The following is a 23135-nucleotide window of genomic DNA, read 5'->3' as shown; positions in this document are numbered from 1 at the left end:
AACTAACTCACCAAATTATTAGCATTATCACTCGTATTTAACAGCAGACCTACTGGAAAAGGAACATCTTTATGTAAAGGCTTTTTAACTGCATCTCTCACAAAAACATAAGAGTTTTTAAACCCAGGAACATTATTACCCTTTACAGCAATTATGCTATTTTCATAATCAATAGATAATATTTTCATATTCTGTACAGTTACTCTGCTATTACCTAAATGACCAGACATTTTCTTCCCCTTGAATACTCTACCAGGATCTTGACATTGACCAGTAGAACCTTGCGATCTATGAGCAATAGAAACACCATGAGATGCCCCAAGCCCACTGAAGTTATGCCGCTTCATCACACCAGCAAACCCCTTGCCTAAAGAATAACCCGTAATGTCAAGATATTGACCAACTACAAAATGATTAACCCCCACCTTTTTACCACATTCTATTCCGAATGGATCAGTTAATCTACTTTCATATAATTTACATTTACTATTTATACCCTTTTTCTTTAAATATTCCAACTGAGGTTTTGCTATTTTTTTTAAATCTCCCGTGCCTAAAATGACTGAATTGTAGCCACATTTATCTTGTCCTTTTATATCGATAATATAAGTTTCGCTGAGATGCAATAAGGTTACAGCCATGCGACTATTATCAAAATACATAGCAGTATGGCCAACATTCGTCATTAACAAACCAATTCTCCTAAGCGAATTTATTCTCTTCATTTCCCTTTCCTAAATACTAACTTCCTTAACCTTTAAATCCACTTCTACACCAGCAGAAAAAGATAAATCTGCAAGCATCTTCATCATAGTAGAAGTAGGATTATGCACAATAATTAACCGCTTAGAAATTCTCATTTCAAATTGCTCACGAGATTTTTTATCAACATGAGGAGACCTATTAACAGTAAATTTAGAATCTTTTCTTGGCAACGCAATCGGACCAGATAAATCTGCATTAAACTGCTTTAATTGATCAATAAACTCGCGAATACACTTTTCCAATAAAGAACAATTGAAAGCTTTAATTCTAATATATATATCTTGCTTCATCTTAGTTATTACACTCATTCTAAAATTTCCGAAACAACGCCAGAACCAACAGTTCTACCACCTTCTCTTATCGCAAAACGCAATCCTTTATCAATCGCTATCGATACTTGCAACTCCACTTCTATACTTACATTGTCCCCTGGCATTACCATCTCCTTTCCATCTAGCAATTTTATACTCCCAGTTACATCCGTTGTCCTTAAATAAAACTGTGGCTGATAATTTCCAAAAAATGGTGTATGCCTTCCTCCTTCTTCTTTCTTCAATATATACACTTCCGCATTAAATTTCTTATGCGGGGTTATTGCCCCTGGTTTTGCCAATACTTGCCCTCTCTCCACTTCTTCTCTCTTTGTTCCTCTTAGTAGTATTCCTACATTGAGTCCTGCACTTCCCTTATCCAGCAACTTCTTAAACATCTCAACACCTGTGCATATCGTCTTTTGCGTCGCTTTCAGACCTATTATCTCTATCTCTTCTCCCGTCTTTATCTCTCCCTTCTCTATTCTTCCTGTTACCACTGTTCCTCGCCCTGATATCGAAAATACATCTTCGATTGGCAATAAAAATGGTAAATCCACAGGCCTTGGTGGAACCTCTACATATTTATCTAACTTTTCCATCAATTTGTCTATTGATTTCTTTCCATACTCACTACTATCATCCTCTAATGCTTTTAACGCAGACCCAACTATCACAGGCACTTCATCTCCTGGAAATCCGTACTTACTCAGCAAGTCTCTCACTTCCATTTCCACCAAATCTATCATATCAGCATCAGCAACATCAGCTTTATTTATATATACCACGATATATCCAACACCCACCTGCTTTGCCAGCAATATATGCTCTCTTGTTTGTGGCATCGGCCCATCAACCCCTGACACTACCAATATCGCTGCATCCATCTGTGCTGCACCTACTATCATATTCTTTACATAATCAGCGTGCCCAGGACAATCAACATGCGCATAGTGTCTCTTTTCTGTTTGATATTCAACATGCGCTGTTGCTATTGTTATCCCTCTCTTCCTTTCTTCTGGCGCTTTATCTATTTGATCATATGCTACAAAATTACCATAATGCTTTGTTATCGCCGCTGTTAACGTTGTCTTCCCATGATCCACATGTCCTATCGTTCCCACGTTTATATGCGGCTTTCCAAATGCTTCTACTATCGCTGTCATAATTTTAACTCTTCTACCTAAAATACAAATACATCAATAAATAATATGTTGATTTTATATAAATACAACAAAAAAAAGAGCGGATAGTGGGAATCGAACCCACGTCACTAGCTTGGAAGGCTAGAGCTCTACCATTGAGCTATACCCGCACAATGGAGGAGGTAGGATTCGAACCTACGTACGCAATGCGGACAGATTTACAGTCTGTTACCTTTAACCACTCGGTCACCCCTCCACAAAAATCTGTTAAGAGAACACTACCTTAACTTAAGTTTTATTATCTCTGATATTAAACATCCAAATCCAAAAGATCAAGTAATAAAAGCTAATCTAACTGATTTCAGTTAGATTTTACTTTTATATAACAAAATATTGTCAATAAAACGCCCAAATAAATAATGTGAATCATGTGTACCTGGGGCTTTTTCTGGATGATATTGCACAGAAAAGACTGGGTAATCCTTCATCATTATCCCCTCTACACTATTATCAAATAGAGAAATATGAGTAACTTCAACGTTACTTGGAAGAGAAGCTGAATCAACAACAAAACCATGATTTTGGCTAGTTATCTCAACTTTTTTACTCTCCAGATCATAAACTGGATGATTACTCCCTCGATGACCAATATCCATCTTGACAGTCTTTGCTCCCAAAGCAACTGCAAGTAATTGATGGCCCAGGCATATGCCAAAAACTGGTATTTTAGACTTTACAATAATTTCTATCTCTGAAATTACACTCTTTCCTATCTCTTGCGGATCGCCAGGACCATTTGAAAGCACTATACCATCTAGATTCATGCTTAATATTTTGTGAGCAAAACCTGCACCTGGTTTGACTAATTCAATCGTACAACCAAGTTCTACTAAACGTGAAATTATACTAGCCTTTACACCAAAATCAATTACCACAACTTTGTATTTTGCATTAAGGTCACTTTTAAATTTACTATGCAAGCTAACTTTATTGGTTATTTCTATTCCATTTACAGATTTGTACTTCTTCAATTCATCTAATATATCCGCCTCACTTAACGGACATATCATTCCATTTTGAGATCCATGTTTTCTTAAATGTCTCGTCAAAGCTCTAGTATCAATTCCCGATATCCCAACTACATTATTTTTCTCCAACCAATCATTTAAACTAATGTATGAAGAAGAGTGAGACATAGGAGAAAGTTCACGCATAACCACACCACTTGCAAAAACTTTTTCTCCTTCATTATCCTTGTGATTTATTCCAACATTACCAATATGAGGAAAAGTGAACGCTATTATTTGATCAGCAAAAGAAGGATCGGTTATAGTATGTTGATACCCGGTCATACCAGTGGTAAAACAAATCTCACCTACACATTTGCCTTTTTTACCTATCGATTTTCCCCAAAAGCACTTGCCATCTTGTAAAACTAAAGCCGCATTCTGCATTTAACTCTCTCTTAAACTCATTTAAAATATTATATAAGAATTTTAAATAACATGCCAAAACTCAATCGCAAATTTTTCCACATAAAAATATCTTGACCATCGCATATTGCATATTATATGAATAACTGTTAATGAAAGTTGTAAGTTAAAAATGTGATATAAAAGAGATAAGAGGGAAAGATAACCCTACTCACTATAGGAATAGGGCTATCACGGGCGTGTGCGACCGAATGAAAGTTGGTATTACAACCGTAGCCATCAAGGTAAACTAGCCCCATCTCTCGATACGTTTGAATAGTTGCATGGGACATATGTATGCACCCGTTTACAATCTTAAATTAATTAAACTATCGAGGTTATTTATTATGATTACATCTTATCAAAATTTCATTGGCATTGATATCGGAAAATTTAAAAATGTTGCTGCAGCTTATAACCAAAGGAGCGCTATCAAGTTTGACAATGATGCTACTGGTTGGCAACAGTTGTTTCAAAAATTTTCAGATATCCTACCTAATTCTCTAGTAACTTTAGAAAACACTGGAAAATATGAGCTTGGCTTAGCACATTTTCTTGTTGATAAGAATGTTGCTGTACATCGAGCTAATACTCGTAAAGTAAAAAGTTTTATCATATCACATGGAACTTTAGCAAAGACAGATCAATCAGATGCAAGAGCCCTTGCTCAATATGGTTTTGAACGCTATAGTGCTCTATCTCTATTTGTGCCTATGTCAAAAGAACAAACCGCCTTAGTTGCACTCTGTCAACGTCGTGATGACATTACACAAATGAGAACTCAAGAGAAATGTAGGCTTGCAGCACCTGAAAACGACTATATAAAGGAAAGTTGCCAAAAAACAATAGACTTTTTTACCAGTCAGATAAATGAGTTCAACGATGCCATACAAAGAATTATTGATAAAAATCCAGAGTTACAAAAGCGTCAAAAGATCTTGAGAACAGTGCCAGGAATAGGTCTCAAGTTATCACAAGTTTTTGTGTGTCTAATGCCAGAACTTGGCCACCTAAACAAAAAAGAAGTTGCAAGTCTTGCTGGAGTTGCTCCACATCCAAAAGAAAGCGGTAAAACTATTGGTTACCGAAGGATAACAGGTGGTAGAAGCAATGTTCGTGCAAAGCTTTTCACAGCTGCTATGGCTGCTGCAAGATCTAAATCTGCACTTGGTGCTTTTTATTCTGATCTTATTGGTAGAGGTAAAAAGAAGATGGTAGCTATAACAGCTCTAATGCGAAAAATCATAGTAATTGCCAATGCAAGACTTAAAGAAGCAATTAATATGAAATAAAAAAATCTGTATAGAAAATAGGTTAACGAATATGTGCGTCTACACACATTTAAAGCACATATTCGTTAACCATAAAATCTAAGCAGTGCTTGCTGTTTGATATAAATTTCTTTCTGTATAAACTAGGGTTTTTGTTGCCAAAATACATTTTTCAATTGAATAAAAATACAAAATTATCAACAAATGAGACTAAATTCAAAAAATTTTAAAAAACATAGTTGATGGTTGAAAGTGCGCAAGAAAATCTCTCTGAGGTCAAAAATGTACTTGTTGATGCAGGTTACACGGGAGAAAAATTTGCAACTCAAATAAAAGATATTATCGGTGCAACTGTTGAGGTTATAAAGCGCAGTGAGTTACATTCTTTTGTTGTGCTGCCAAAGAGATGGGTTGTCGAACGCTCTTTCGCCTGGTTGGAGAAGTGTAGACGACTTTGGAAAAATTGCGAGCGTAAACTTAATACTAGCCTACAGATGATTGTTCTCTCCTTTTACGAAGATTTTAAACAGGTTCTTAGAAGCGGACGCATTTGAACCCTTCATCTTTTGATTTCCTAATTCCTCATAAACTTTAACAATAGTAGCAGCCATTAATACAGCTATAGCCGAAATTGTTAAAGCTAGTGCAATCATAGGATATACCAACATATAGACTGTAACAGCACCAATCATGCACAATCCAGCAACACCTAGGGCAATTTTTCCTTTGTGTTTACTCCATGAGGCTCCTGCAACAGGCTCAAGATTATTCGATGTTGAATTAGATTCAGAGGAAAGTTTTTGAACTTGAACAATTTCATTCTTAATAAGGGTTAAAATAAAGTATGAACTAACATCTGCACTACTACTATACCCCCTTTTACGCTTTGTTTCTGTGAGCTTACTATTTGTAGCATCACCAATTAACTTCATTTTTTCTTTATCGGAAAGATCTTCCCTGACACAAAATTTTTTCAATTGATCAAACTCCTCACCTGGCAATTGATTCAATAAGCTGCTGATTACATTCATACTACTAGTTGCTACATTTTCTCTTCTTGCCTTAAAGCATTCAAGAAAAAATTCAAAATCTTTTGGAAATAACGAATATTTACCTCTCGCTACACGCGCTAGCTCACTAATTTTGATAAAAGATTTGCCGTTTATATCTATAAACCATGACAAGTGGTCATATAGTACGCTTTTCATTTTATTATACCAACTCTCATTATTAATGAACCAAATAAGAAGCATTGCAGAGTTGTTTAACCGTGGAAGGGGAAAGAGAGGTAATAAATTTACACAAAGCGCTCTCAAGCAGAACAATTGTATCGTAGATTTTATTGCGCAAAATGTTCTGTTTTATATATAACCAAAACCTCTCAACAGGATTGAGGTCAGGTGAGTATGGTGGTAGGTATATAATTTCGATATTTTTAGGTATCTTTAAACTTTTTGACTTATGCCAACTAGCGCAATCCATCACGAGAAAAGCCTTTCGTATTCCTAAATATTGCGACATCTGTTCAAGGAATATATTTATACAAGCAGTGTTGACGTTTGGTGCAAATAAGCTAAAATTCTCTCCATTTCTGGGATTAACTGCACTATAGAGATAAAAATTTTCCCTACCTAATTTTACCTTAACCTGTGTCCTACTGCCTTTTTTAAACCACCCATGTCCAACTTTTGAATGTGTACCAAACCGTGATTCATCGAAGAAAAATAGCTCTTTTTCAGAATGCATGACAATAGTTTCATTGAGGTTTTTTTTTAAACTCCTCTTGCTTATTTTTATCCTGTCCACTATGAACTGGTCTTGGTGTGATATATGAGAATTTCATTCTTTGCATATTACGATGTATTGTGGATTTGCTGATATTCAAACCAAATCTTTCTTGGATTCTTATTCTCATTTCTCTGATAGTAATATTGGGGTTTTCCTCTATCCACACCTCAATTTGTTCAAGTTGACTTTGGTTCAATATAGTTTTTCTACGGCGTTGAGGTGGAGAAAATAATTTTTCTTTTCTTCCAAATTTTATGTGCTTTATCCATGTAGTAATTGCCTTTCTCGAAATGCAACATATTTTTGCTACAGCTGTTATACTGTGCTTTTTTGCTGCAATTACAGCATTTAGTTTTTTTGCAACATACGCATTATTTCTTACTTTCTTCAGCATCTCTTTTGCTGATTCCACCACTTTTTCATCCAATAATTTTGATCTTAATGCCATCTAAACCTCGCTATTTTACTTACTCCAGTATGGCTTTTTTTCCATTATTGTCTATTCGTTGCTTGTATAGCGGGAATTGGTATTACTATTCACTTCACTTTTTATGTCCTCATCTCTTTTTGCTTCAAAATTTGCTAATAAGTTACTCCATGTTTGATTAAGTTCGTTAACAACTTGGCCTTTATATTGATTATCTTTTGAAGCTTGCACATTAATCTGAAGAGTTGATAGTTTTATAAAGAGCTCTCAAGCATATTGTAACCCCAAATTCAAAGATCTAAAAAATGCTAAATGAACTGCTGAGTCTCCTAGGCATACACAATTACCTTTGCTCCTTTTTTTAGCATATCCACAACTAATTTCTATCTTTTTTACCTCAACGCTATTTAAATCTACATTATAGTCATCTACTATAAGACTCCCAAGTAAAGAAGATATCGAGAAGAAGATGTTATCTGGTACTGAAGAGTTAAATGGATTTAAAGGCTCTCTGCTTATATTTGGATATTCTTTATCAAAAATGCTAGCTAATTCATCAGTTATGAATACCGGTAATGTTATATCTGAAAAACCATCTTTGTCCTTATGCTTACTTATACCAATTCCCGCTATACAAGCAACGAATAGACAATAATGGAAAAAAAGCCATACTGGAGTAAGTAAAATAGCGAGGTTTAGATGGCATTAAGATCAAAATTATTGGATGAAAAAGTGGTGGAATCAGCAAAAGAGATGCTGAAGAAAGTAAGAAATAATGCGTATGTTGCAAAAAAACTAAATGCTGTAATTGCAGCAAAAAAGCACAGTATAACAGCTGTAGCAAAAATATGTTGCATTTCGAGAAAGGCAATTACTACATGGATAAAGCACATAAAATTTGGAAGAGAAGAAAAATTATTTTCTCCACCTCAACGCCGTAGAAAAACTATATTGAACCAAAGTCAACTTGAACAAATTGAGGTGTGGATAGAGGAAAACCCCAATATTACTATTAGAGAAATGAGAATAAGAATCCAAGAAAGATTTGGTTTGAATATCAGCAAATCCACAATACATCGTAATATGCAAAGAATGAAATTCTCATATATCACACCAAGACCAGTTCATAGTGGACAGGATAAAAATAAGCAAGAGGAGTTTAAAAAAAAACCTCAATGAAACTATTGTCATGCATTCTGAAAAAGAGCTATTTTTCTTCGATGAATCACGGTTTGGTACACATTCAAAAGTTGGACATGGGTGGTTTAAAAAAGGCAGTAGGACACAGGTTAAGGTAAAATTAGGTAGGGAAAATTTTTATCTCTATAGTGCAGTTAATCCCAGAAATGGAGAGAATTTTAGCTTATTTGCACCAAACGTCAACACTGCTTGTATAAATATATTCCTTGAACAGATGTCGCAATATTTAGGAATACGAAAGGCTTTTCTCGTGATGGATTGCGCTAGTTGGCATAAGTCAAAAAGTTTAAAGATACCTAAAAATATCGAAATTATATACCTACCACCATACTCACCTGACCTCAATCCTGTTGAGAGGTTTTGGTTATATATAAAACAGAACATTTTGCGCAATAAAATCTACGATACAATTGTTCTGCTTGAGAGCGCTTTGTGTAAATTTATTACCTCTCTTTCCCCTTCCACGGTTAAACAACTCTGCAATGCTTCTTATTTGGTTCATTAATAATGAGAGTTGGTATTAGCACAATTTCAGTGAGCTTTATGTCCTTCACATATTTCATGACTTGGTATAAAGAGGACATATTGTTAGTAGTTTTTACTTTAAATATACTCTTCATATATTTCATGATTTGATATAAAAAAGAGGACATATTGTTAGTAACTTTTGCTTTAAAATTGACGTACATTGCATGCTGAAGTGGAACACTATCTATATTATCTTTATCTGGACCAAACTCATTGATTCTTAGTTTGCCGTTTCGTCCAGTACAATCTAATATTATAGGATCCGAAGCTTTATGCTCATTATATAATTCCTCAAAGCTCTCTACTTCTTGTGTTATATATTTAGCTCCTAGGGACTTAGCCTCTCTTGCAAATCTTTCTTCTAAGTCCTTTATCTTGAAGACACCATTGTTTTCTTTGCTTAATTCTGCAAAAAACTCAGTCTTTACATTCAATCGAGAAAGCACTTCTTGTACTTCTTTAAAAAAAGACCCTTTTATTTTTACGTTAATATTTCTGGTAAAATCCGGACGTTTTTCGTAAACAGTTACTTGAAAGCCTAGTTGCGCACAAAGCACTGCCATAAATGAACCAACAGGACCAGAACCTACAATAATGATGTTTTTCATTTTTACCTCACACAAACCACCTAGTATAGCATTTTTTTATGAATGATCGATATCCATACCAACTAAAAGATGTAAGTCTGGAATTCAGCTTTTTTATAACTATTGAAAACGTTGTATTACTTCACAAACTTCACTAGATATAATTACTGGCATAACATATTCGTAAAATTACGATAAAAAATTACTTGACAAACTCTAATAGTTTTGTTACCACAGACAATGAAGGTATTCTAGAGCTCAAAATCTATCTTCGTCTGCAGACTTTTCAATTCAATCAATCTATAATCTTCAGTTAAAATATGTTGTAGTTATACTTCGGTCGTAGCTGTATACATTTTTCTGAATCTTTTTTTTATTAGTAGGAGGATCATTATGTTTAAAATTCTGAATTACGCATATCATTAACCTGCATGTCTTTAAAGGACAGATGGTACCTATGTCCTTTATATACATCATTATATTTTATAGCAATATCATGCATTACTTTACGCCCCAATCCTTTTCAAATATCGCTAGCCCTTGATCAGTCAGTGGATGATTAATTAACTGTCTAAGTATTTTTGCTGGCACAGTAATTGAATGAGCACCAAGTCGTGCAGCTTCTATTACATGCGTTGGACTTCTTACTGACGCAACAAGAACTTTTGTCTTAAAATTATAATTAGAATATATAGTGCATATATCTTCTATTAGCGATAAGCCATCATAGCTTATATCATCAAGGCGACCAACAAAAGGAGAGAGAAAACAAGCACCGGCCTTAGCGGCAAACAGTGCTTGTCCAGGAGAAAAACATAATGTGATGTTAGCAGGTATTTTATGTTCTGTCCACAACTTTTTACAAGAAATTAATCCTTCATGTGTAAGGGGCAACTTTACTACGATATTACTAGCGATTTTCGCTAACTTAAGGCCTTCTTTAATCATCTCTTCATGGCTATCTGCAACAACTTCAACACTAACAGGCCCTTTTATAATAGAGCATATTTCACTTACTAAATCTTCGTATTTATCTTTATGCCCGGACTTTGCTATTAAAGAAGGATTAGTTGTTATGCCATCAATGAAATCCTTTAGCTCCTTAATTTCATTCAAATCAACACTATCAAGAAAAATTTCCATATTCTTATCCTATTAAAAAACTATTTTTACAAAATATTGTCACCCTTGGAAAGGGTTAAATAAAATCGGATTTTTAACTCAACTCAATTTTCAGTCTGTTAGAAAAAAAATATTGAACTGAGACACAGTATAGCACTTTTCCTCTGGTAATAAACATGAATTAGTTGCAACAGAATTAGCATACCAAATTTCTGAAGTTTACTAGTTTTACATCTAATGAAATTCTTGCATAGCCTAAGATGTAGTGCTACTATTAGTATAGTATTGTAATACAAATAGGTAGTGAGGTAAAATTGAGTTTAATGCTCGCAGTTATTTTTAATGCAATTAAATTCAACTACAAAGGTTAACACAAAGGAACTTTGACAGCTTAACCACTCCTACAATAGATGTATTATTCAGAACAATAGTAATAGGGGGTATACTATGTCAACACGTTTTCTGATATTGAAAAACATATTAGCAGAGCTGAAAAGAAAAAATAGCATTACTGTTTTAGAAGAACATTGTCAGGAAAAATGGGAGGTTTATGACTTGCTCATGGATTTAACAAATGATGAAAATTTTAAGCAAGCATATATAGATCTATCTTTCAACAAGAGCTTTAAAAAAAACTTTATAGAATTAGCAAATCAGGCAAAAAAAGCTGTAACTAAGTATTTTAGAGACAAAGACATAGACCTTCGAGCTTTTTATGTAGAAACTAACAATTCTGATAAAGTGTTAAACATTAATCTTATTAATTACAATAGAAGTGAGCCTATAAGAATTAGTGATATCTTACAGCAAGAAAGGAATATTAGCACATTGAATATCTATTGCGATAAAAAGCATGACATATACGCTTATCGCAAAGGTAAGGAAAGACATTATGAATTTAAAGAGGATGCATATTATGAAATGACAAGCACTTGGACTGTGCAGGACAAGGATGGAAAAACTTTTACCTGTACTATGGTTATGAATGTAAGTAGTTCTGGTATAACTGAAGTACTACAGTTTAATGGTAAAGATTTTAAATCGCCACCTGAGGAGTTTTGGAATTTAATAAGACAAAATGAGGAATTATATATTCAAGACCTCTCTCTGCATGATGCTGTAAAAGCATTATTAGAAAAGAATAAAAATGCTCCAGCTGTTAGTAATCTGCAAAATAACGAACATATCGTAATCAACCAAGACGAAAAGCTGAAAGATCTTGAGAATGATGCTAAAAACAATCCTATTCTTTCTTTCATTAGCAACAACATATCAACTCAAACAGAGATTAATCCACAGCAAATTACAACTCAGGCAATTGCAACTCAAACAGAAATTGCCCCTCAACAAGCTAAAACTCAGACAAAAGTTGATTTACAAGAGGCTGCAATTCAGACAGGAATTAGTTTACAGCACACTAAAACTCAAACAGAAATTGCCGTGCAACACATTGAAACTCAAACAGAAATTGCCTCTCAACAGGCTGAAGCTCAGAACTTACAAGAGGTTGCAACTCAAATAGAGGTTAATTTACAGCACATTGAAACTCAAGCAGAGGTTACTGTGCAGCACGCTGAAACTCAAACAGGAATTGGCTCTCAAGAAACTGAAACTCAGACAGAAGTTAATTTGCAAGAAGCTGCAGTGCAAACAGAAGTTAACTCACAACAACTAGATCAAAATCTTACAAAAGCTGAACAAGAAATTAGAGAATTAAATGAACTGAGGAATAATTTACAGCATAGGCTCGACGAGGCTGAGCAAAAAATTAGAGAATTAAATGAGCGGAGGAACAAATTACAATATAGCTTCGAGGAGGCTGGGCAAAAAAATGTAAAGTTAGAAAAGCATAGTAGTAAATTACAGAGAGAACTTGAAGGAGAAAAGCAAAAAAATGCAAAATTACAAACTGAACTGACACAAAAAGATGAAAAACTAGCAAATATATCAACAGAGCTGCAAGAAAGAGCGCAAGAACTTGAAGGTGCATATAAAGAAAAGAAAGACCTGAAGAAAAAATTGGAAGTTGCCAATGCAAAAAATAAGAAACTGGAAGATACATTGCAGATAGAGAGCGAGCAAGCAGAACGTATAATGATTGAAGAGAATGAACGTTTAACGAATTTAAAATATAGCCTCGGCAAGGCTGAGCAAGAACTTGAAAAGTTAGAAAAGCACAATAGTGACTTACAGAATGAACTTGGAGAAGAAAAGCAAGAAATTAGAGAATTAAATGAACTGAGGAACAATTTACAATATAGGCTCGACGAAGCTGAGCAAAAAATTAGAGAATTAAATGAGCAGAGGAACGAATTACGATACAGGTTCGACAAGGCTGAACAAGAACTTAAAAAGTTAGAAAAGCACAATAGTGACTTACAGAATGAACTTAGAGAAGAAAAGCAAAAAAATACAAAATTGCAAACTGAACTGACACAAAAAGATAAAAAACTAGCAAATATATCAACAGAGCTGCAAGAAAGAGTGCAAGAACTTGAAGGTGCATATAAAGAAAAGCAAGACCTGAAGAAAAAGCTGGAAACTGCTAGTGAAGAACAAAAGAAACTGAAAGGTGAAGTGTATCAGTTAAAAGAAGATGCAAATGCAAATGAAGAGGAAGTAAACAGCATGAGAAGTAAACACGATAAATCGTTAAAGGATTCAAAATCTGAAACGAAAGACTTAGAAAATAAGTACAACGCACATTTGGAATTTTGTGAACAACAGATAGATCAACTAGAGTATAAAAATGAAGAGTTAACGAACGAGCTAGAGCTTAAAGATGAACAGCTCGAGAAAATAAGAGAGCAATTACAGCAGAAGGTAAAGAATGAGCGTTTAATGAATTTCAAATCTCAAATGCAAAATTTGCAAAGTGAGCACAACGCACATTTGGAACCTAATGAACAAGAGGAATGTGAGCTAGAGTGGGATAAGTCGGATTTAACGCCAGAGACTGAAGATCAGCAGATCGAAACGATGATACTGCAATTACAGCAAAAGATAGTAGAAGATAATAAGTGCTATGCTGAGATTGAAATATTGAAAGAAAAGATTAAAGATCAAGCTATGGAAATTGAAAGAATAACGGAAGAAAGAGAAAAGCTAAACGGTAAAGAGCCATATCTAAATAACCAAGATGCAGAAAGAAAATCTAGATCTTCAAGCTCTGATAGTGCATTTTATAGGGGAACGTTCAAAAAAGTGTGTCAAACCGAAAAAAAAAGTAATAAATTGATATAAAAAATGGAGGTTTGATATGAGTCAAGCAAATAGAACTACTGGTTTGGTAGATTATAAAGAATTAGAAACAAATATCCTGTCATCTATACGAGAAGGAAGACCATTGACAGGAAGAGATGGAGCATTAACACCGTTTATAAAAAGGTTGCTAGAGGCAAGTCTGGAAGGTGAAATAGAAAGCTACATGTCAGCTGAAAGTGAAGAAAATAACCGAAGAAATGGGAGAAACGCAAAAACTTTACGCACGAGTGCAGGCTCATTTGAGCTGCTAACACCAAGAGATAGGGAGGGAAGCTTTGAACCACAAATAGTCAAAAAAAGGCAAACAAGCCTACATCCAGAACTTGAAGCAAAGGTCTTAAGCACATATGCCAGTGGCATGGGATACAGAGATATAGCTTCACATGTTGAGGAAATATATGACCACAAAATATCAGCAGCAGAGATATCTAGTATTACCGATAAACTGCTACCAGTAATCAATGAATGGCGCAGCCGCCCACTACAATCAGTGTATCCAATAGTATTTATGGATGGCATGTTTTTTAAGGTCAAGGAGGACGGACATTGCATAAGTAAATGTATGTATAATATATTGGGCATAAATCAAAATGGCAGAAAAGAAGTATTAGGTTTTTATTTGGCTGAAAGTGAAGGAGCTAACTTCTGGTTGGGAGTACTAAATGACCTCAAAGAAAGAGGAGTAGAAGATATTCTAATTGCCTGTATTGATGGGCTAAAAAGCTTTCCTACCGCTATAAATAGTGTATTTCCTAAAGCAGAAGTACAGCTATGCATAGTGCATCAGATAAGGAATTCACTGAAGTATGTATCTAGCAAAGATGTAAAAGTTTTCATAAATGATTTGAAAAAAATATATCGTGCTTCAAGTAAAGAGATTGCTGAGAATTATTTGCTTGAGCTGGAAGAAAAATGGAGTGAAAAATATCCCTTGGTTACAAAATCATGGCAAAACAATTGGGAAAATTTGTCTGGTTATTTTAAGTATTCTGGACCAGTTAGGAAGCTGATTTACACCACCAATCCAATTGAGGGATTGCATAGACAAATTAGGAAATTTACTAAAACTAAGGGCTCATTTACTAATACAAATGCCTTGTACAAAAGGTATATTGTGCTATAAAAAAGGTAGAGCAAAAGTGGACTACAGCTTTGCCTAATTGGGCATTAACTATGTTTCAGCTTGACATTTTCTTTCCCAACAGACTGAAAATTGAGTTGAACTAAAAATGCGGCTTGACACAGTTTATTTAACACTCCCTTTTATAGTGATGATGATTGCTGTAATTCACTTCTAAACCTAACCAGCAGTCCCTCAAAGGTGTGTAACCAAAGTCAGTGTGCAAATGTTTAAAGATGCATGTGAAACCAGTGCTTCTTCTTGTCACCCAACTCTTGTCATTCCAGTGTCATGCACTGGAATGATAGGAGGTAGTGCAAGAAACCTATTGGTTTGAAAAATAGATCCCAGTGTCGGAGCACTGGGATGACACCTTGGAGTTTCTGGGATAACGAAAAAAGAGCATTTGGAGCAACGATCTTACAGCCATTTGAATGATAATTGATTTTTTGCCTTAAAGCAGCTAAGAAAGATGTTTCTCATTAAGAGAACTTAAATATATACCAATTCTCTTATTTTTTAATGATTCCTCACCATGAGTCAAATGATCAAAAAACTGAATTTGATTTGTTACAATGCTACAATTATTATTTGCGACCTCTAATACACCATTGTCAATTACAACTTTCTCCTTTATCTGGTTACTCATTTGAACAGTAATTATACCAGGCAATAAATAAATTAAGTGAGGGGAATGGTAGGCTAAAATCATTAGCTCCCCTTCAAGCCCACTTACTGAAAGAGAAACTACTTCATCGAATAAAACTCGATTATCAGGAGAAAGAAATTGCACCTTAAAAGTGTTCACCATCTTTAATATCCAGCCTCAGCTTTTATTGATTCAGCCTTTTCCATTGCTTCACTTATACTTCCCACCATATAAAAAGCAGCTTCTGGCAGGTGATCATATTTACCTTCAATAATTCCTTTAAAACTAGAAATAGTATCAGAAAGTGAAACAAATTTGCCAGATATGCCAGTAAACACCTCGGCAACATGAAAAGGTTGAGAAAGAAACTTCTGAATTTTACGAGCTCTATCAACAATAATTTTATCTTCATCAGATAGTTCATCCATACCAAGTATTGCGATAATATCTTGCAGCGACTTATAAGTTTGCAATATACGTTTTACCTCAGAAGCCACATTATAATGTTCTTCACCAATGATTTCAGCAGATAAAGACTGAGAAGTTGAATCAAGTGGATCAACAGCAGGGTATATACCCATTTCAGCTATCTGCCTTGACAACACTGTGGTTGCATCAAGATGGGAGAATGTAGTTGCTGGAGCTGGATCGGTCAAATCATCTGCAGGAACATATATAGCCTGTACAGAAGTAATAGAACCAGCAGTAGTTGAGGCTATTCTCTCTTGCATAGCGCCCATATCAGTCGCAAGAGTTGGCTGATAACCAACAGCCGACGGTATTCTTCCAAGCAAAGCAGAAATTTCAGAGCCAGCTTGAGTAAAGCGGAAGATATTATCTACAAAAAATAGAACATCTTGATTTTCATGATCACGAAAATACTCCGCCATAGTTAGTGCTGTTAAAGCAACCCTAGCCCTTGCTCCAGGAGGTTCATTCATTTGACCATAAACCAAAACAGCTTGAGATTTTTCGTGCTCACTCATATCTATTACATTCGAAGTAATCATCTCGTTATAAAGATCATTACCTTCACGCGTTCTCTCTCCTACTCCAGCAAACACAGAAAATCCCTTATGAGCTTTTGCTATGTTGTTAATCAGCTCCATTATCAGAACTGTTTTACCAACACCAGCCCCACCAAATAAGCCGATTTTGCCACCTTTCAGATAAGGAGCAAGAAGATCTATAACCTTTATTCCTGTAACTAAAACTTCTTCCTGTATCTTCTGCTCAGTAAAACTTGGAGGTGATCTATGTATAGGTTCTAAATCATACTTTCCTTTTAGCGGACCACACTCATCTATAAGCTCCCCTACAACATTAAAAATCCTTCCTAAAGTTGAGCGTCCAACCGGAACTGATATTGGTGCACCTGTATCAACAAACTCATCACCTCTTGACATACCATCTGTGCTATCCATAGCAATACAACGGACTATATTGTCACCTATATGCTGTGAAACCTCTAAAACTAGCTCCTTGCCCTTATATTTTAGTTTGCTTTTTAAAGCATTAAATATCTTAGGCAACCCGTCTTCAAATTTTAAATCAACAACTGCTTGAGTTATTTTAACTACTTTACCTGTACTCATCTCTTTCATCACCTAACACTACAATTCTATAAAAGAACTTCTAAAGAAAATAAATCTTATATTATTAACAGAAATTTTGCAATATTAAAACACTTACTAGTTACGTTTCATTATAAACAATGCAAATGCATTCAATAGCCAAGTAATAACAAACAGCACCAAACTAAGCGCATAAGCAGCAAGAGTTTGCACACTATTGAAATCCTGATCTCCGGTAAGTAATGTAGCAATCTGTACAGTGATAGTAGTAACTGAATTGAGAGGATTAAAGGTCAAATTTGCATTGATTCCCACAGCCATTAGTACAATCATTGTTTCACCTATCACTCTTGAAATTGATAATAAAATTGCACTTAAAATTGTAGGCATTGCATAAGGTATTGTTATATGCCATATAGTTTCCGCTGGTGTTGCGCCAAGCGCCATAAAACCATAACGTAAACTTTTTGGAACAGATCTTATAGCATCTTCAAGCAAAGAAATAATAAAAGGAAGAATCATTACCCCGATCGATAAACCAGCAATCAAAGCACTTTCCGAGTGTATACTTAAATTAAAAAAATTTGCTACCTGCTTTATAAAAAAAGACAAAAATACAACTGAGAAGTATCCATATACAACAGTAGGAATAGCAGACAAAACCTGTAAGGCTGTATTAATAACATAACGCACTTTTTCACTCGCATACTCACTAATATATATTGCAGAAAATAAACCAAGCGGCACCGCAACTAACATTGCTACAATAGTTATAAGTAATGTCCCCACTAAAAGTGGAGCTATACCAAAACATCCCACCTTTCCTTCGCCAATAATAGCTACATTATGCTTCCATTTTAAGCAAAATAAGAATTCTGAAATAGCTACTTTATTAAAAAAAGAAATGGACTGAACAAAAATAGATAGCATTATAAATAAAGTGATAAAAAGTGATATTGCTAAAGCCATAAATAACAAAAATTTTACCATCTTATTTCTTTTACCTTTAAAGATAAAAATCAGCATAAAAAAAAGTAACGCTATAGAAATAGAAGTTATAAAATAACCATCATAGAATGCTAACAAACAAGGTAGCATCCACATACAACTCAAATATATATAAGACTTAACTTTACTTACTGCTTGAAACTTACTCAAACAAAATAAAAGGATTAATAAAACAGGTACGCCTATAATTAAATTCATTTTTCCATATATCAAATTTTATTCAACAAGAATGCCATAGAAGTTGACCATTATTTGACAATAGAGCAAAATAATTTAAAATAAATAGTCATATTAATATAAAAACAATGAAAAGCACATTTCAAGCAAAAATTTTAAAAAGAAAGCACAGACATGGATTTCGTTCACGTATGTCAACAAAAGCTGGAAGAAAAATTCTTAATAAGCGTCGTTCATTAGGGTGTAATAAATTATGCGCATAGTAAGCATAAAAAAAAAGAATTTTCCTTTGCTTTTAAAAACAGATTAGCACCTGACAGTCTTTTTTATCGAGGGGTATATATATCACTATATGCTATAAAAGAAAGAGAACCTGAAAAGTATATTCATGTTATTAGAGTAGGTCTGGCTATCAGTAAAAAAGTCGGAAAAGCAGCAAAAAGAAATAAAATAAAAAGGCAATTACGAATGCTAGCTAAAGTTAGCATTTCTAATATAAGTAATGTAGGATACTATTACATAATACTAACCCATAAAAACATTATGCAAGCAGGCTATAAAAATTTACAAAAAGATCTTAATATTTGCTTAAAGAAAGATAAAATAAGAAGAAATTTTCACTAAAGTATTTACAGTTATATTTTTTATGATAGGGTAAGTAAAGTTTTTAAAATAAGTTAATAGATGTGGGTGCTTGATGGTAGAGGGTATAAGAAAACAAGATAAAAAGCTTGATATAAATAATGCTGAGGAGAGTTTTGATAAATATAGAGAGTCTAGCTGTCGTATACAATGGGGAATGGCATTTGAACAAAACCAATATTTAGAACAAAATAAGAATAAGCCTAGAGGGAAGTTACTAAATTTGAGTATAGAAGCAACTTATTATAATAAGAGAATGGTTTGATAAAAGTAAAAGTGCCCGCTCAGGGGAGTGGTTTAAGAAATGATAGATAGGGGATTGTGAAAAGGGTTTAGCCGTCTTTGTTTTCATGTTAAGTATAACGAAATTATCCGTTCAAGCTCCTTGCTCTGATTACGTAAAATATGAGCCTTTACGGTAAATGATATAATGCCTAATTTGCTGTTCAGCGTGGTAGTGGAATATTTTCTGGTTTACTTAAAAAATTTCACATCATTCTTTCAGATTTTAAAATATTTTTCGCAACTTGAGAAGCTTCAATTACTTCAGATAGGTAGGGAGTGTTAAATAAACTGTGTCAAGCCGCATTTTTAGTTCAACTCAATTTTAACCTACAAGGAAAAAAGATATCAAGTTAAGACATAGTCAAAGCCCAATCATGTATAGGCATAGTCCATTTTTCTCCTGCCTTCTTTATAGCACAATATACCTGTTTATACAAGCTAGTAAATGAGCCCTTGGTTTTAGTAAATTTTCTGATCTGTCTATGTAACCCCTCAATAGGATTTGTGGTATAAATTAATTTTCTCACAGGGCCGGAATATTTAAAATAACTAGACAGATTTTCCCAATTATTCTGCCAAAACCAAAGGATATTTTTCTCCCCATTTTTCCTCCAGTTCAAGTCTCGGCTATTTCTCTACTTGTAGCACAATATATTTTTTTCAAATCATTCATGAAAACTTTCACATCCTTGCTCGATACATATTTTAGTGAATTCCTTATTTGATGCACGATACATTTCTGCATTGGAAAATACACTATTTATAGCTGTGGGAAAGCTTTTTAACGCAAGCTATCATCTACTCCTCTTTCTTTGAGGTCATTTAGCATTCCCAACCAGAAATTAGCTCCCTCACTTTCAGCCAAATAAAACTTCTTTTCTTCCACTTTGCTAATATATTATACATACATTTGCTTACACAATGCCCGTTCTCCTTTACCTTAAAAAACCATGAATACTATTGGATATACAGATTGCAGCGGACGACTGCACCTTTCGTTAATTACCGGTAACAATTATACTTGATATTTCTGCTGCAGATATTTTATGGTCATACATCTCTTCTACATGCGATGCTATGCCTCTGCTTAAAACCTTTGCTTCAAGTTCGGGATGTAGGCCTTTTTCTGACTACTTGTGGCTCCTTCCCTATCTCTTGGTGTCAATAGCTCAAATGCTTGTCCGTAAAGTCTTTGAATTTCTTCGATTATTTTCTTCGCTTTCAGCCGACAACTATCTCACCTTCCAGGTTTACCTCTAGCAGTTTTTTTATAAATGGTACCATCTCTTCCCGTCAATGGTCTTCCTTCTCGTATAGACGATAAGATATTTGTTTCTAATTCTTTATAGTTTACCAATCCGGTAGTTCTGTTTGCTACTTTTTGACTCATTGTCAAACCTCCATTTTTTGTTTCTATTTTATTTTTACTTCTCGGTTTGACACAGTGTATTTAACCATACGCGTCAAGTTAAGGAAAAAAAGGTATGAAAGAGATAGAATAATAAGGTATAAGTTCTCCCAGAAATACTTTTAGTGAGAGAACGAATGAATAAAATAACTAGCTTATCAAAAAAGCTCAAAGAATTTTTTAATGAAAAAGTAGACAAAATCTCAATTACAACAAGGTTTATAAAAAGAAAGAGAAAGCTAAAAGGTTCATCGTTCGTAAAAGCCATGGTCTTGGGTAATATAGGGGTTGATAATTGTAGCGTAGAAACAATGTGTCAATTACTAAACGAGGACTCGATAGATATAACAAAACAAGGTTTGGATTTTAGATTTACTGAAGAAGCAGTGGAATTTATGAAAAGGATGTATAATGAATCTGTGGTTCTTTTTAAAAATATCTTGCAAGTTGATTGCAAAATCTTACAGCTATTTAATAGTGTTAAATTATTGGACAGTAGCTATATTACTCTACCTAACAATATGGAAGAGATGTATAAAGGTTATGGTACTAGCTACAGTGGCTATGAAAGCAATACTAAGTCTGGAATAAAGTTACAATTAGTTTTCGACTACATGAATCAGATAATAGACCAACTTAATTTAACGGAGGGAGTAAGATCAGACCAGGGATATAGGAAACATTTAAGTAATATATTAAGCAATGATTTGCTAATATCTGATCTCGGTTATTTTGTGCCAAGTTCTTTTAAACAAATCAATGAAATAGGAGCTTATTTCATAAGTCGTTATAAATCCGATACCAACATATATGATGTAGAAACAAATCAAAAAATGGAGTTATTAGAATGTTTAGAGGATAAGTTATTTTTAGAAAACGAGGTATTGTTAGGAAAAGAAGCAAAAATTAGAGTAAGAATTATATGTCAGAAACTAACTGAATATGGCCAGAAGAAGGAAAGCTAATAGATTAGCAAGATCGCAGGGATATACATCCTCTAAAAGAAATCAAAAATTGTTGAACTGGTCAAAACTAATGTTCCAGAAAATAAAATTAGTGCTGAGCAAGTATTAACGATTTACAGAGTAAGGTGGCAAATTATTTAAATTGTATAAAAGCCATATCAGACTTGATAAGCTAAAAGGAAAGCCATGCAGAGTATTATGTGAACTATATGCTAAATTGTGCGCAATTCTTATATTTCACAGCATAGTTGGTTGCACAGAAGTGAAAAAGAATACAGAACTTGGCTTAACAAAGGCATTTATTGAGCTAAAAAGGCGGGTTAGAGAGTTATTTTTAGCACTAAAGAATAAAGTTAATAGTTTGAAAGTTTTTCTTAAAAAGCTTACCATAACTTGGTCTCGATTTTCATTAAAAGACAAGTACAGAAAAACTAGAGTATCTACCTTAGAGCCTGTTCATAATCTTTTGAGGAGCAAGGCAGTAAAAGCTAGAACGACCATTTGTAGTCTAGTATTGAGTTTACGCTCGCAATTTTTCCATAACCGTCTACACTTTTCCAGCCAAGCAAAAGAACGCTCTACAACCCACCTTTTTGGCAATACAACAAAGGTATGTAATTCACTTCGTTTTATTACTTCAACGGTTGCACCAATAGTCGTTTTTATTTGAGTTGCAAAATTTTCTCCTGTATAACCTGCATCAACTAGTATATTTTGAACTTCGGAAAGATTTTTTCTTGCGTTACAAATCATCTCTACAGCAGCAGTACGATCTCCGATATTAGCTGTAGTAATATAAATTGCATGTGGCAAACCTTGCGTATCTACTGCAATATGACGCTTTATTCCTGAAATTTTCTTGCCGGCATCATAACCTTTTTCTTCAGCAATATCGGTGTTTTTTACACTTTGAGCATCAATGATGCAGAAGCTTGTTTTTGTATTCCGACCACTGTTGAAACGAACCTCTCCAACTAATTTTTTTTAAGACAATTTCTAGAACACTTTCTCTATCTTCATTCGGTTTTTTACTCCATCTCTTGAAGTAATCGTAACAATTGCGCCATTTTGGAAACTCTTTTGGTAGCATTCGCCACTGACAGCCACTTTTTAGCACATAAAGTACACCGCAAAATAACTCATATAAATCCAGTTTTCTTGGTTTTGTTTTTTTTCTACAGGATTCTAGATCTGGTAATATAATCTCAAATCTTTCCCGACTTATATCACTTGGGTATACACTCCTCATATATCCTAACTTATATACATTATCTCTTAGTTTATTCCTTTCTTGAGATCATGTACAGGTTCTTAACTTCCCTGAATGAATTTACTTACAATCTCTTAACTTGACGCGTATGGTTTATTTAACATTCCCTAAGTATGCACAACAAGATCCAGATTTGCATAATTGATGATCAGATGTC

The 23135-nt window shown here is 34.2% G+C and carries 19 protein-coding genes, 2 tRNA genes and 5 pseudogenes; 10 read left to right on the top strand and 16 right to left on the bottom strand.

Annotation, left to right across the window (positions count from 1 at the left end; genetic code table 11):
• Positions 1 to 2: 2 nt before the first annotated feature.
• The 6 genes from rplC to carA form a co-directional block, all read right to left on the bottom strand.
• Positions 3 to 725, bottom strand: coding sequence for a 50S ribosomal protein L3 (gene rplC, locus ABWU62_RS03635; RefSeq protein WP_353287554.1), 723 nt, complete (start codon positions 723 to 725; stop codon positions 3 to 5).
• A 9-nt stretch (positions 726 to 734) separates the two neighbouring features.
• Positions 735 to 1055: a 30S ribosomal protein S10 gene (rpsJ, locus tag ABWU62_RS03630; protein WP_353288156.1), complete on the bottom strand. Its 321-nt coding sequence runs from the start codon at positions 1053 to 1055 to the stop codon at positions 735 to 737.
• 14 nt (positions 1056 to 1069) lie between these two features.
• On the bottom strand, positions 1070 to 2242 hold the full coding sequence (tuf, locus tag ABWU62_RS03625; RefSeq protein ID WP_353287553.1) for an elongation factor Tu: 1173 nt from the start codon (positions 2240 to 2242) through the stop codon (positions 1070 to 1072).
• 78 nt (positions 2243 to 2320) lie between these two features.
• A tRNA-Gly gene (locus ABWU62_RS03620) sits at positions 2321 to 2391 on the bottom strand.
• A gap of 4 nt (positions 2392 to 2395) precedes the next feature.
• A tRNA-Tyr gene (locus tag ABWU62_RS03615) sits at positions 2396 to 2477 on the bottom strand.
• A gap of 109 nt (positions 2478 to 2586) precedes the next feature.
• Positions 2587 to 3675 carry a glutamine-hydrolyzing carbamoyl-phosphate synthase small subunit gene (gene carA / locus ABWU62_RS03610; RefSeq protein WP_353287552.1) on the bottom strand — a complete coding sequence of 363 codons (1089 nt, stop codon included), beginning with the start codon at positions 3673 to 3675 and terminating at the stop codon, positions 2587 to 2589.
• A 365-nt stretch (positions 3676 to 4040) separates the two neighbouring features.
• Here carA and ABWU62_RS03605 point away from each other — a divergent pair, with 365 nt between their 5' ends.
• Together ABWU62_RS03605 and ABWU62_RS03600 are read left to right on the top strand one after the other, a co-directional pair.
• The gene (locus ABWU62_RS03605; protein ID WP_265022222.1) at positions 4041 to 4985 is read left to right on the top strand and encodes an IS110 family transposase; all 945 of its coding nucleotides are present in this window, start codon (positions 4041 to 4043) and stop codon (positions 4983 to 4985) included.
• Between the two features lie 239 nt (positions 4986 to 5224).
• Positions 5225 to 5518, top strand: a pseudogene (locus ABWU62_RS03600) (transposase); the annotation flags it as partial.
• On the opposite strand, the gene ABWU62_RS03595 reads toward ABWU62_RS03600, so the two are convergent.
• Together ABWU62_RS03595 and ABWU62_RS03590 are read right to left on the bottom strand one after the other, a co-directional pair.
• Positions 5453 to 6217, bottom strand: a complete 765-nt coding sequence (locus ABWU62_RS03595) for a hypothetical protein (protein ID WP_353287551.1) — start codon at positions 6215 to 6217, stop codon at positions 5453 to 5455. The pseudogene ABWU62_RS03600 and the gene ABWU62_RS03595 overlap by 66 nt on opposite strands.
• Positions 6195 to 7200 (bottom strand): IS630 family transposase gene (locus ABWU62_RS03590; RefSeq protein WP_353287112.1). Its coding sequence is split into 2 segments (ribosomal slippage): positions 6195 to 6737 and positions 6739 to 7200, totalling 1005 coding nucleotides; the frame shifts between segments, so codons are not numbered across the junction. The genes ABWU62_RS03595 and ABWU62_RS03590 overlap by 23 nt, the downstream gene beginning before the upstream one ends.
• Here ABWU62_RS03590 and ABWU62_RS03585 point away from each other — a divergent pair.
• On the top strand, positions 7194 to 7361 hold the full coding sequence (locus ABWU62_RS03585; protein WP_353287550.1) for a hypothetical protein: 168 nt from the start codon (positions 7194 to 7196) through the stop codon (positions 7359 to 7361). The genes ABWU62_RS03590 and ABWU62_RS03585 overlap by 7 nt on opposite strands.
• A 517-nt stretch (positions 7362 to 7878) precedes the next feature.
• Positions 7879 to 8884, top strand: a protein-coding gene (locus tag ABWU62_RS03580; RefSeq protein WP_353287090.1) for an IS630 family transposase whose coding sequence is annotated in 2 segments (ribosomal slippage) — positions 7879 to 8340 and positions 8342 to 8884 — 1005 coding nt in all. Because the reading frame shifts where the segments join, the coding sequence is not laid out codon by codon here.
• Here the strand turns inward: ABWU62_RS03580 and ABWU62_RS03575 are convergent.
• Both ABWU62_RS03575 and fsa read right to left on the bottom strand, forming a co-directional pair.
• A complete protein-coding gene (locus ABWU62_RS03575; protein WP_353287549.1) occupies positions 8847 to 9530 on the bottom strand; it encodes an NAD(P)-binding protein in 684 nt (227 codons plus the stop codon). The two genes, ABWU62_RS03580 and ABWU62_RS03575, sit on opposite strands and share 38 nt — an antisense overlap.
• Before the next feature lie 465 nt (positions 9531 to 9995).
• Positions 9996 to 10637, bottom strand: a complete 642-nt coding sequence (fsa, locus tag ABWU62_RS03570; protein WP_353287548.1) for a fructose-6-phosphate aldolase — start codon at positions 10635 to 10637, stop codon at positions 9996 to 9998.
• 426 nt (positions 10638 to 11063) lie between these two features.
• Between fsa and ABWU62_RS03565 the strand changes: the two genes are divergently transcribed.
• A complete protein-coding gene (locus ABWU62_RS03565; RefSeq protein WP_410542186.1) occupies positions 11064 to 13859 on the top strand; it encodes a hypothetical protein in 2796 nt (931 codons plus the stop codon).
• Positions 13860 to 13875: 16 nt separating this feature from the next.
• Positions 13876 to 15107, top strand: a pseudogene (locus ABWU62_RS03560) (IS256 family transposase).
• Positions 15108 to 15463: 356 nt separating this feature from the next.
• Here ABWU62_RS03560 and ABWU62_RS03555 read toward each other — a convergent pair.
• The 3 genes from ABWU62_RS03555 to pstC all read right to left on the bottom strand — a co-directional run bounded on the left by ABWU62_RS03555 (position 15464) and on the right by pstC (position 18429).
• Entirely contained in the window at positions 15464 to 15808 is a 345-nt protein-coding gene (locus ABWU62_RS03555) for a F0F1 ATP synthase subunit epsilon (RefSeq protein WP_353288155.1), read from the bottom strand.
• 5 nt (positions 15809 to 15813) lie between these two features.
• Entirely contained in the window at positions 15814 to 17244 is a 1431-nt protein-coding gene (gene atpD / locus ABWU62_RS03550) for a F0F1 ATP synthase subunit beta (protein ID WP_353287546.1), read from the bottom strand.
• Between the two features lie 96 nt (positions 17245 to 17340).
• Positions 17341 to 18429, bottom strand: coding sequence for a phosphate ABC transporter permease subunit PstC (gene pstC / locus ABWU62_RS03545; RefSeq protein ID WP_353287545.1), 1089 nt, complete (start codon positions 18427 to 18429; stop codon positions 17341 to 17343).
• 107 nt (positions 18430 to 18536) lie between these two features.
• On the opposite strand from pstC, the gene rpmH reads away from it, so the two are divergent.
• The 3 genes from rpmH (at position 18537) to ABWU62_RS03530 (ending at position 19315) form a co-directional block, all read left to right on the top strand.
• On the top strand, positions 18537 to 18671 hold the full coding sequence (gene rpmH, locus ABWU62_RS03540) for a 50S ribosomal protein L34 (protein WP_353287544.1): 135 nt from the start codon (positions 18537 to 18539) through the stop codon (positions 18669 to 18671).
• Positions 18655 to 19032 (top strand): ribonuclease P protein component, encoded by a 378-nt coding sequence (rnpA, locus tag ABWU62_RS03535; protein ID WP_080589533.1) that lies wholly within the window; start codon positions 18655 to 18657, stop codon positions 19030 to 19032. Before rpmH ends, rnpA begins: the two co-directional genes overlap by 17 nt.
• A gap of 73 nt (positions 19033 to 19105) precedes the next feature.
• Positions 19106 to 19315 (top strand): hypothetical protein, encoded by a 210-nt coding sequence (locus ABWU62_RS03530; RefSeq protein WP_353287543.1) that lies wholly within the window; start codon positions 19106 to 19108, stop codon positions 19313 to 19315.
• Positions 19316 to 19398: 83 nt separating this feature from the next.
• Here ABWU62_RS03530 and ABWU62_RS03525 read toward each other — a convergent pair.
• A pseudogene (locus ABWU62_RS03525) lies at positions 19399 to 19604 on the bottom strand (IS66 family transposase); the annotation flags it as partial.
• Between the two features lie 81 nt (positions 19605 to 19685).
• Positions 19686 to 20725: pseudogene (locus tag ABWU62_RS03520) on the bottom strand (transposase).
• Positions 20726 to 20868: 143 nt separating this feature from the next.
• Here ABWU62_RS03520 and ABWU62_RS03515 point away from each other — a divergent pair.
• Positions 20869 to 22174 (top strand): annotated as a pseudogene (locus ABWU62_RS03515) (IS4 family transposase); the annotation flags it as partial.
• Here the strand turns inward: ABWU62_RS03515 and ABWU62_RS03510 are convergent.
• Positions 22165 to 22957 (bottom strand): IS5 family transposase gene (locus tag ABWU62_RS03510; protein ID WP_353287093.1). Its coding sequence is split into 2 segments (ribosomal slippage): positions 22165 to 22692 and positions 22694 to 22957, totalling 792 coding nucleotides; the frame shifts between segments, so codons are not numbered across the junction. The pseudogene ABWU62_RS03515 and the gene ABWU62_RS03510 sit on opposite strands and share 10 nt — an antisense overlap.
• Between the last annotated feature and the right edge of the window lie 178 nt (positions 22958 to 23135).

The sequence above is a fragment of the Wolbachia endosymbiont (group B) of Gerris lacustris genome (genome assembly GCF_964028355.1).
GTDB lineage: Bacteria > Pseudomonadota > Alphaproteobacteria > Rickettsiales > Anaplasmataceae > Wolbachia.
This window is presented reverse-complemented; position numbering and strand designations above follow the sequence as displayed.

Excerpts from the sequence above, each read along its gene's own strand:
- rplC (WP_353287554.1), bottom strand. The coding sequence starts at position 725 with ATGAAGAGAATAAATTCGCTTAGGAGAATTGGTTTGTTAATGACGAAT.
- rpsJ (WP_353288156.1), bottom strand. The coding sequence starts at position 1,055 with ATGAAGCAAGATATATATATTAGAATTAAAGCTTTCAATTGTTCTTTA.
- tuf (WP_353287553.1), bottom strand. The coding sequence starts at position 2,242 with ATGACAGCGATAGTAGAAGCATTTGGAAAGCCGCATATAAACGTGGGA.
- carA (WP_353287552.1), bottom strand. The coding sequence starts at position 3,675 with ATGCAGAATGCGGCTTTAGTTTTACAAGATGGCAAGTGCTTTTGGGGA.
- ABWU62_RS03605 (WP_265022222.1), top strand. The coding sequence starts at position 4,041 with ATGATTACATCTTATCAAAATTTCATTGGCATTGATATCGGAAAATTT.
- ABWU62_RS03595 (WP_353287551.1), bottom strand. The coding sequence starts at position 6,217 with ATGCTTCTTATTTGGTTCATTAATAATGAGAGTTGGTATAATAAAATG.
- ABWU62_RS03585 (WP_353287550.1), top strand. The coding sequence starts at position 7,194 with ATGCCATCTAAACCTCGCTATTTTACTTACTCCAGTATGGCTTTTTTT.
- fsa (WP_353287548.1), bottom strand. The coding sequence starts at position 10,637 with ATGGAAATTTTTCTTGATAGTGTTGATTTGAATGAAATTAAGGAGCTA.
- ABWU62_RS03565 (WP_410542186.1), top strand. The coding sequence starts at position 11,064 with ATGTCAACACGTTTTCTGATATTGAAAAACATATTAGCAGAGCTGAAA.
- atpD (WP_353287546.1), bottom strand. The coding sequence starts at position 17,244 with ATGAGTACAGGTAAAGTAGTTAAAATAACTCAAGCAGTTGTTGATTTA.
- pstC (WP_353287545.1), bottom strand. The coding sequence starts at position 18,429 with ATGAATTTAATTATAGGCGTACCTGTTTTATTAATCCTTTTATTTTGT.
- rpmH (WP_353287544.1), top strand. The coding sequence starts at position 18,537 with ATGAAAAGCACATTTCAAGCAAAAATTTTAAAAAGAAAGCACAGACAT.
- ABWU62_RS03530 (WP_353287543.1), top strand. The coding sequence starts at position 19,106 with ATGGTAGAGGGTATAAGAAAACAAGATAAAAAGCTTGATATAAATAAT.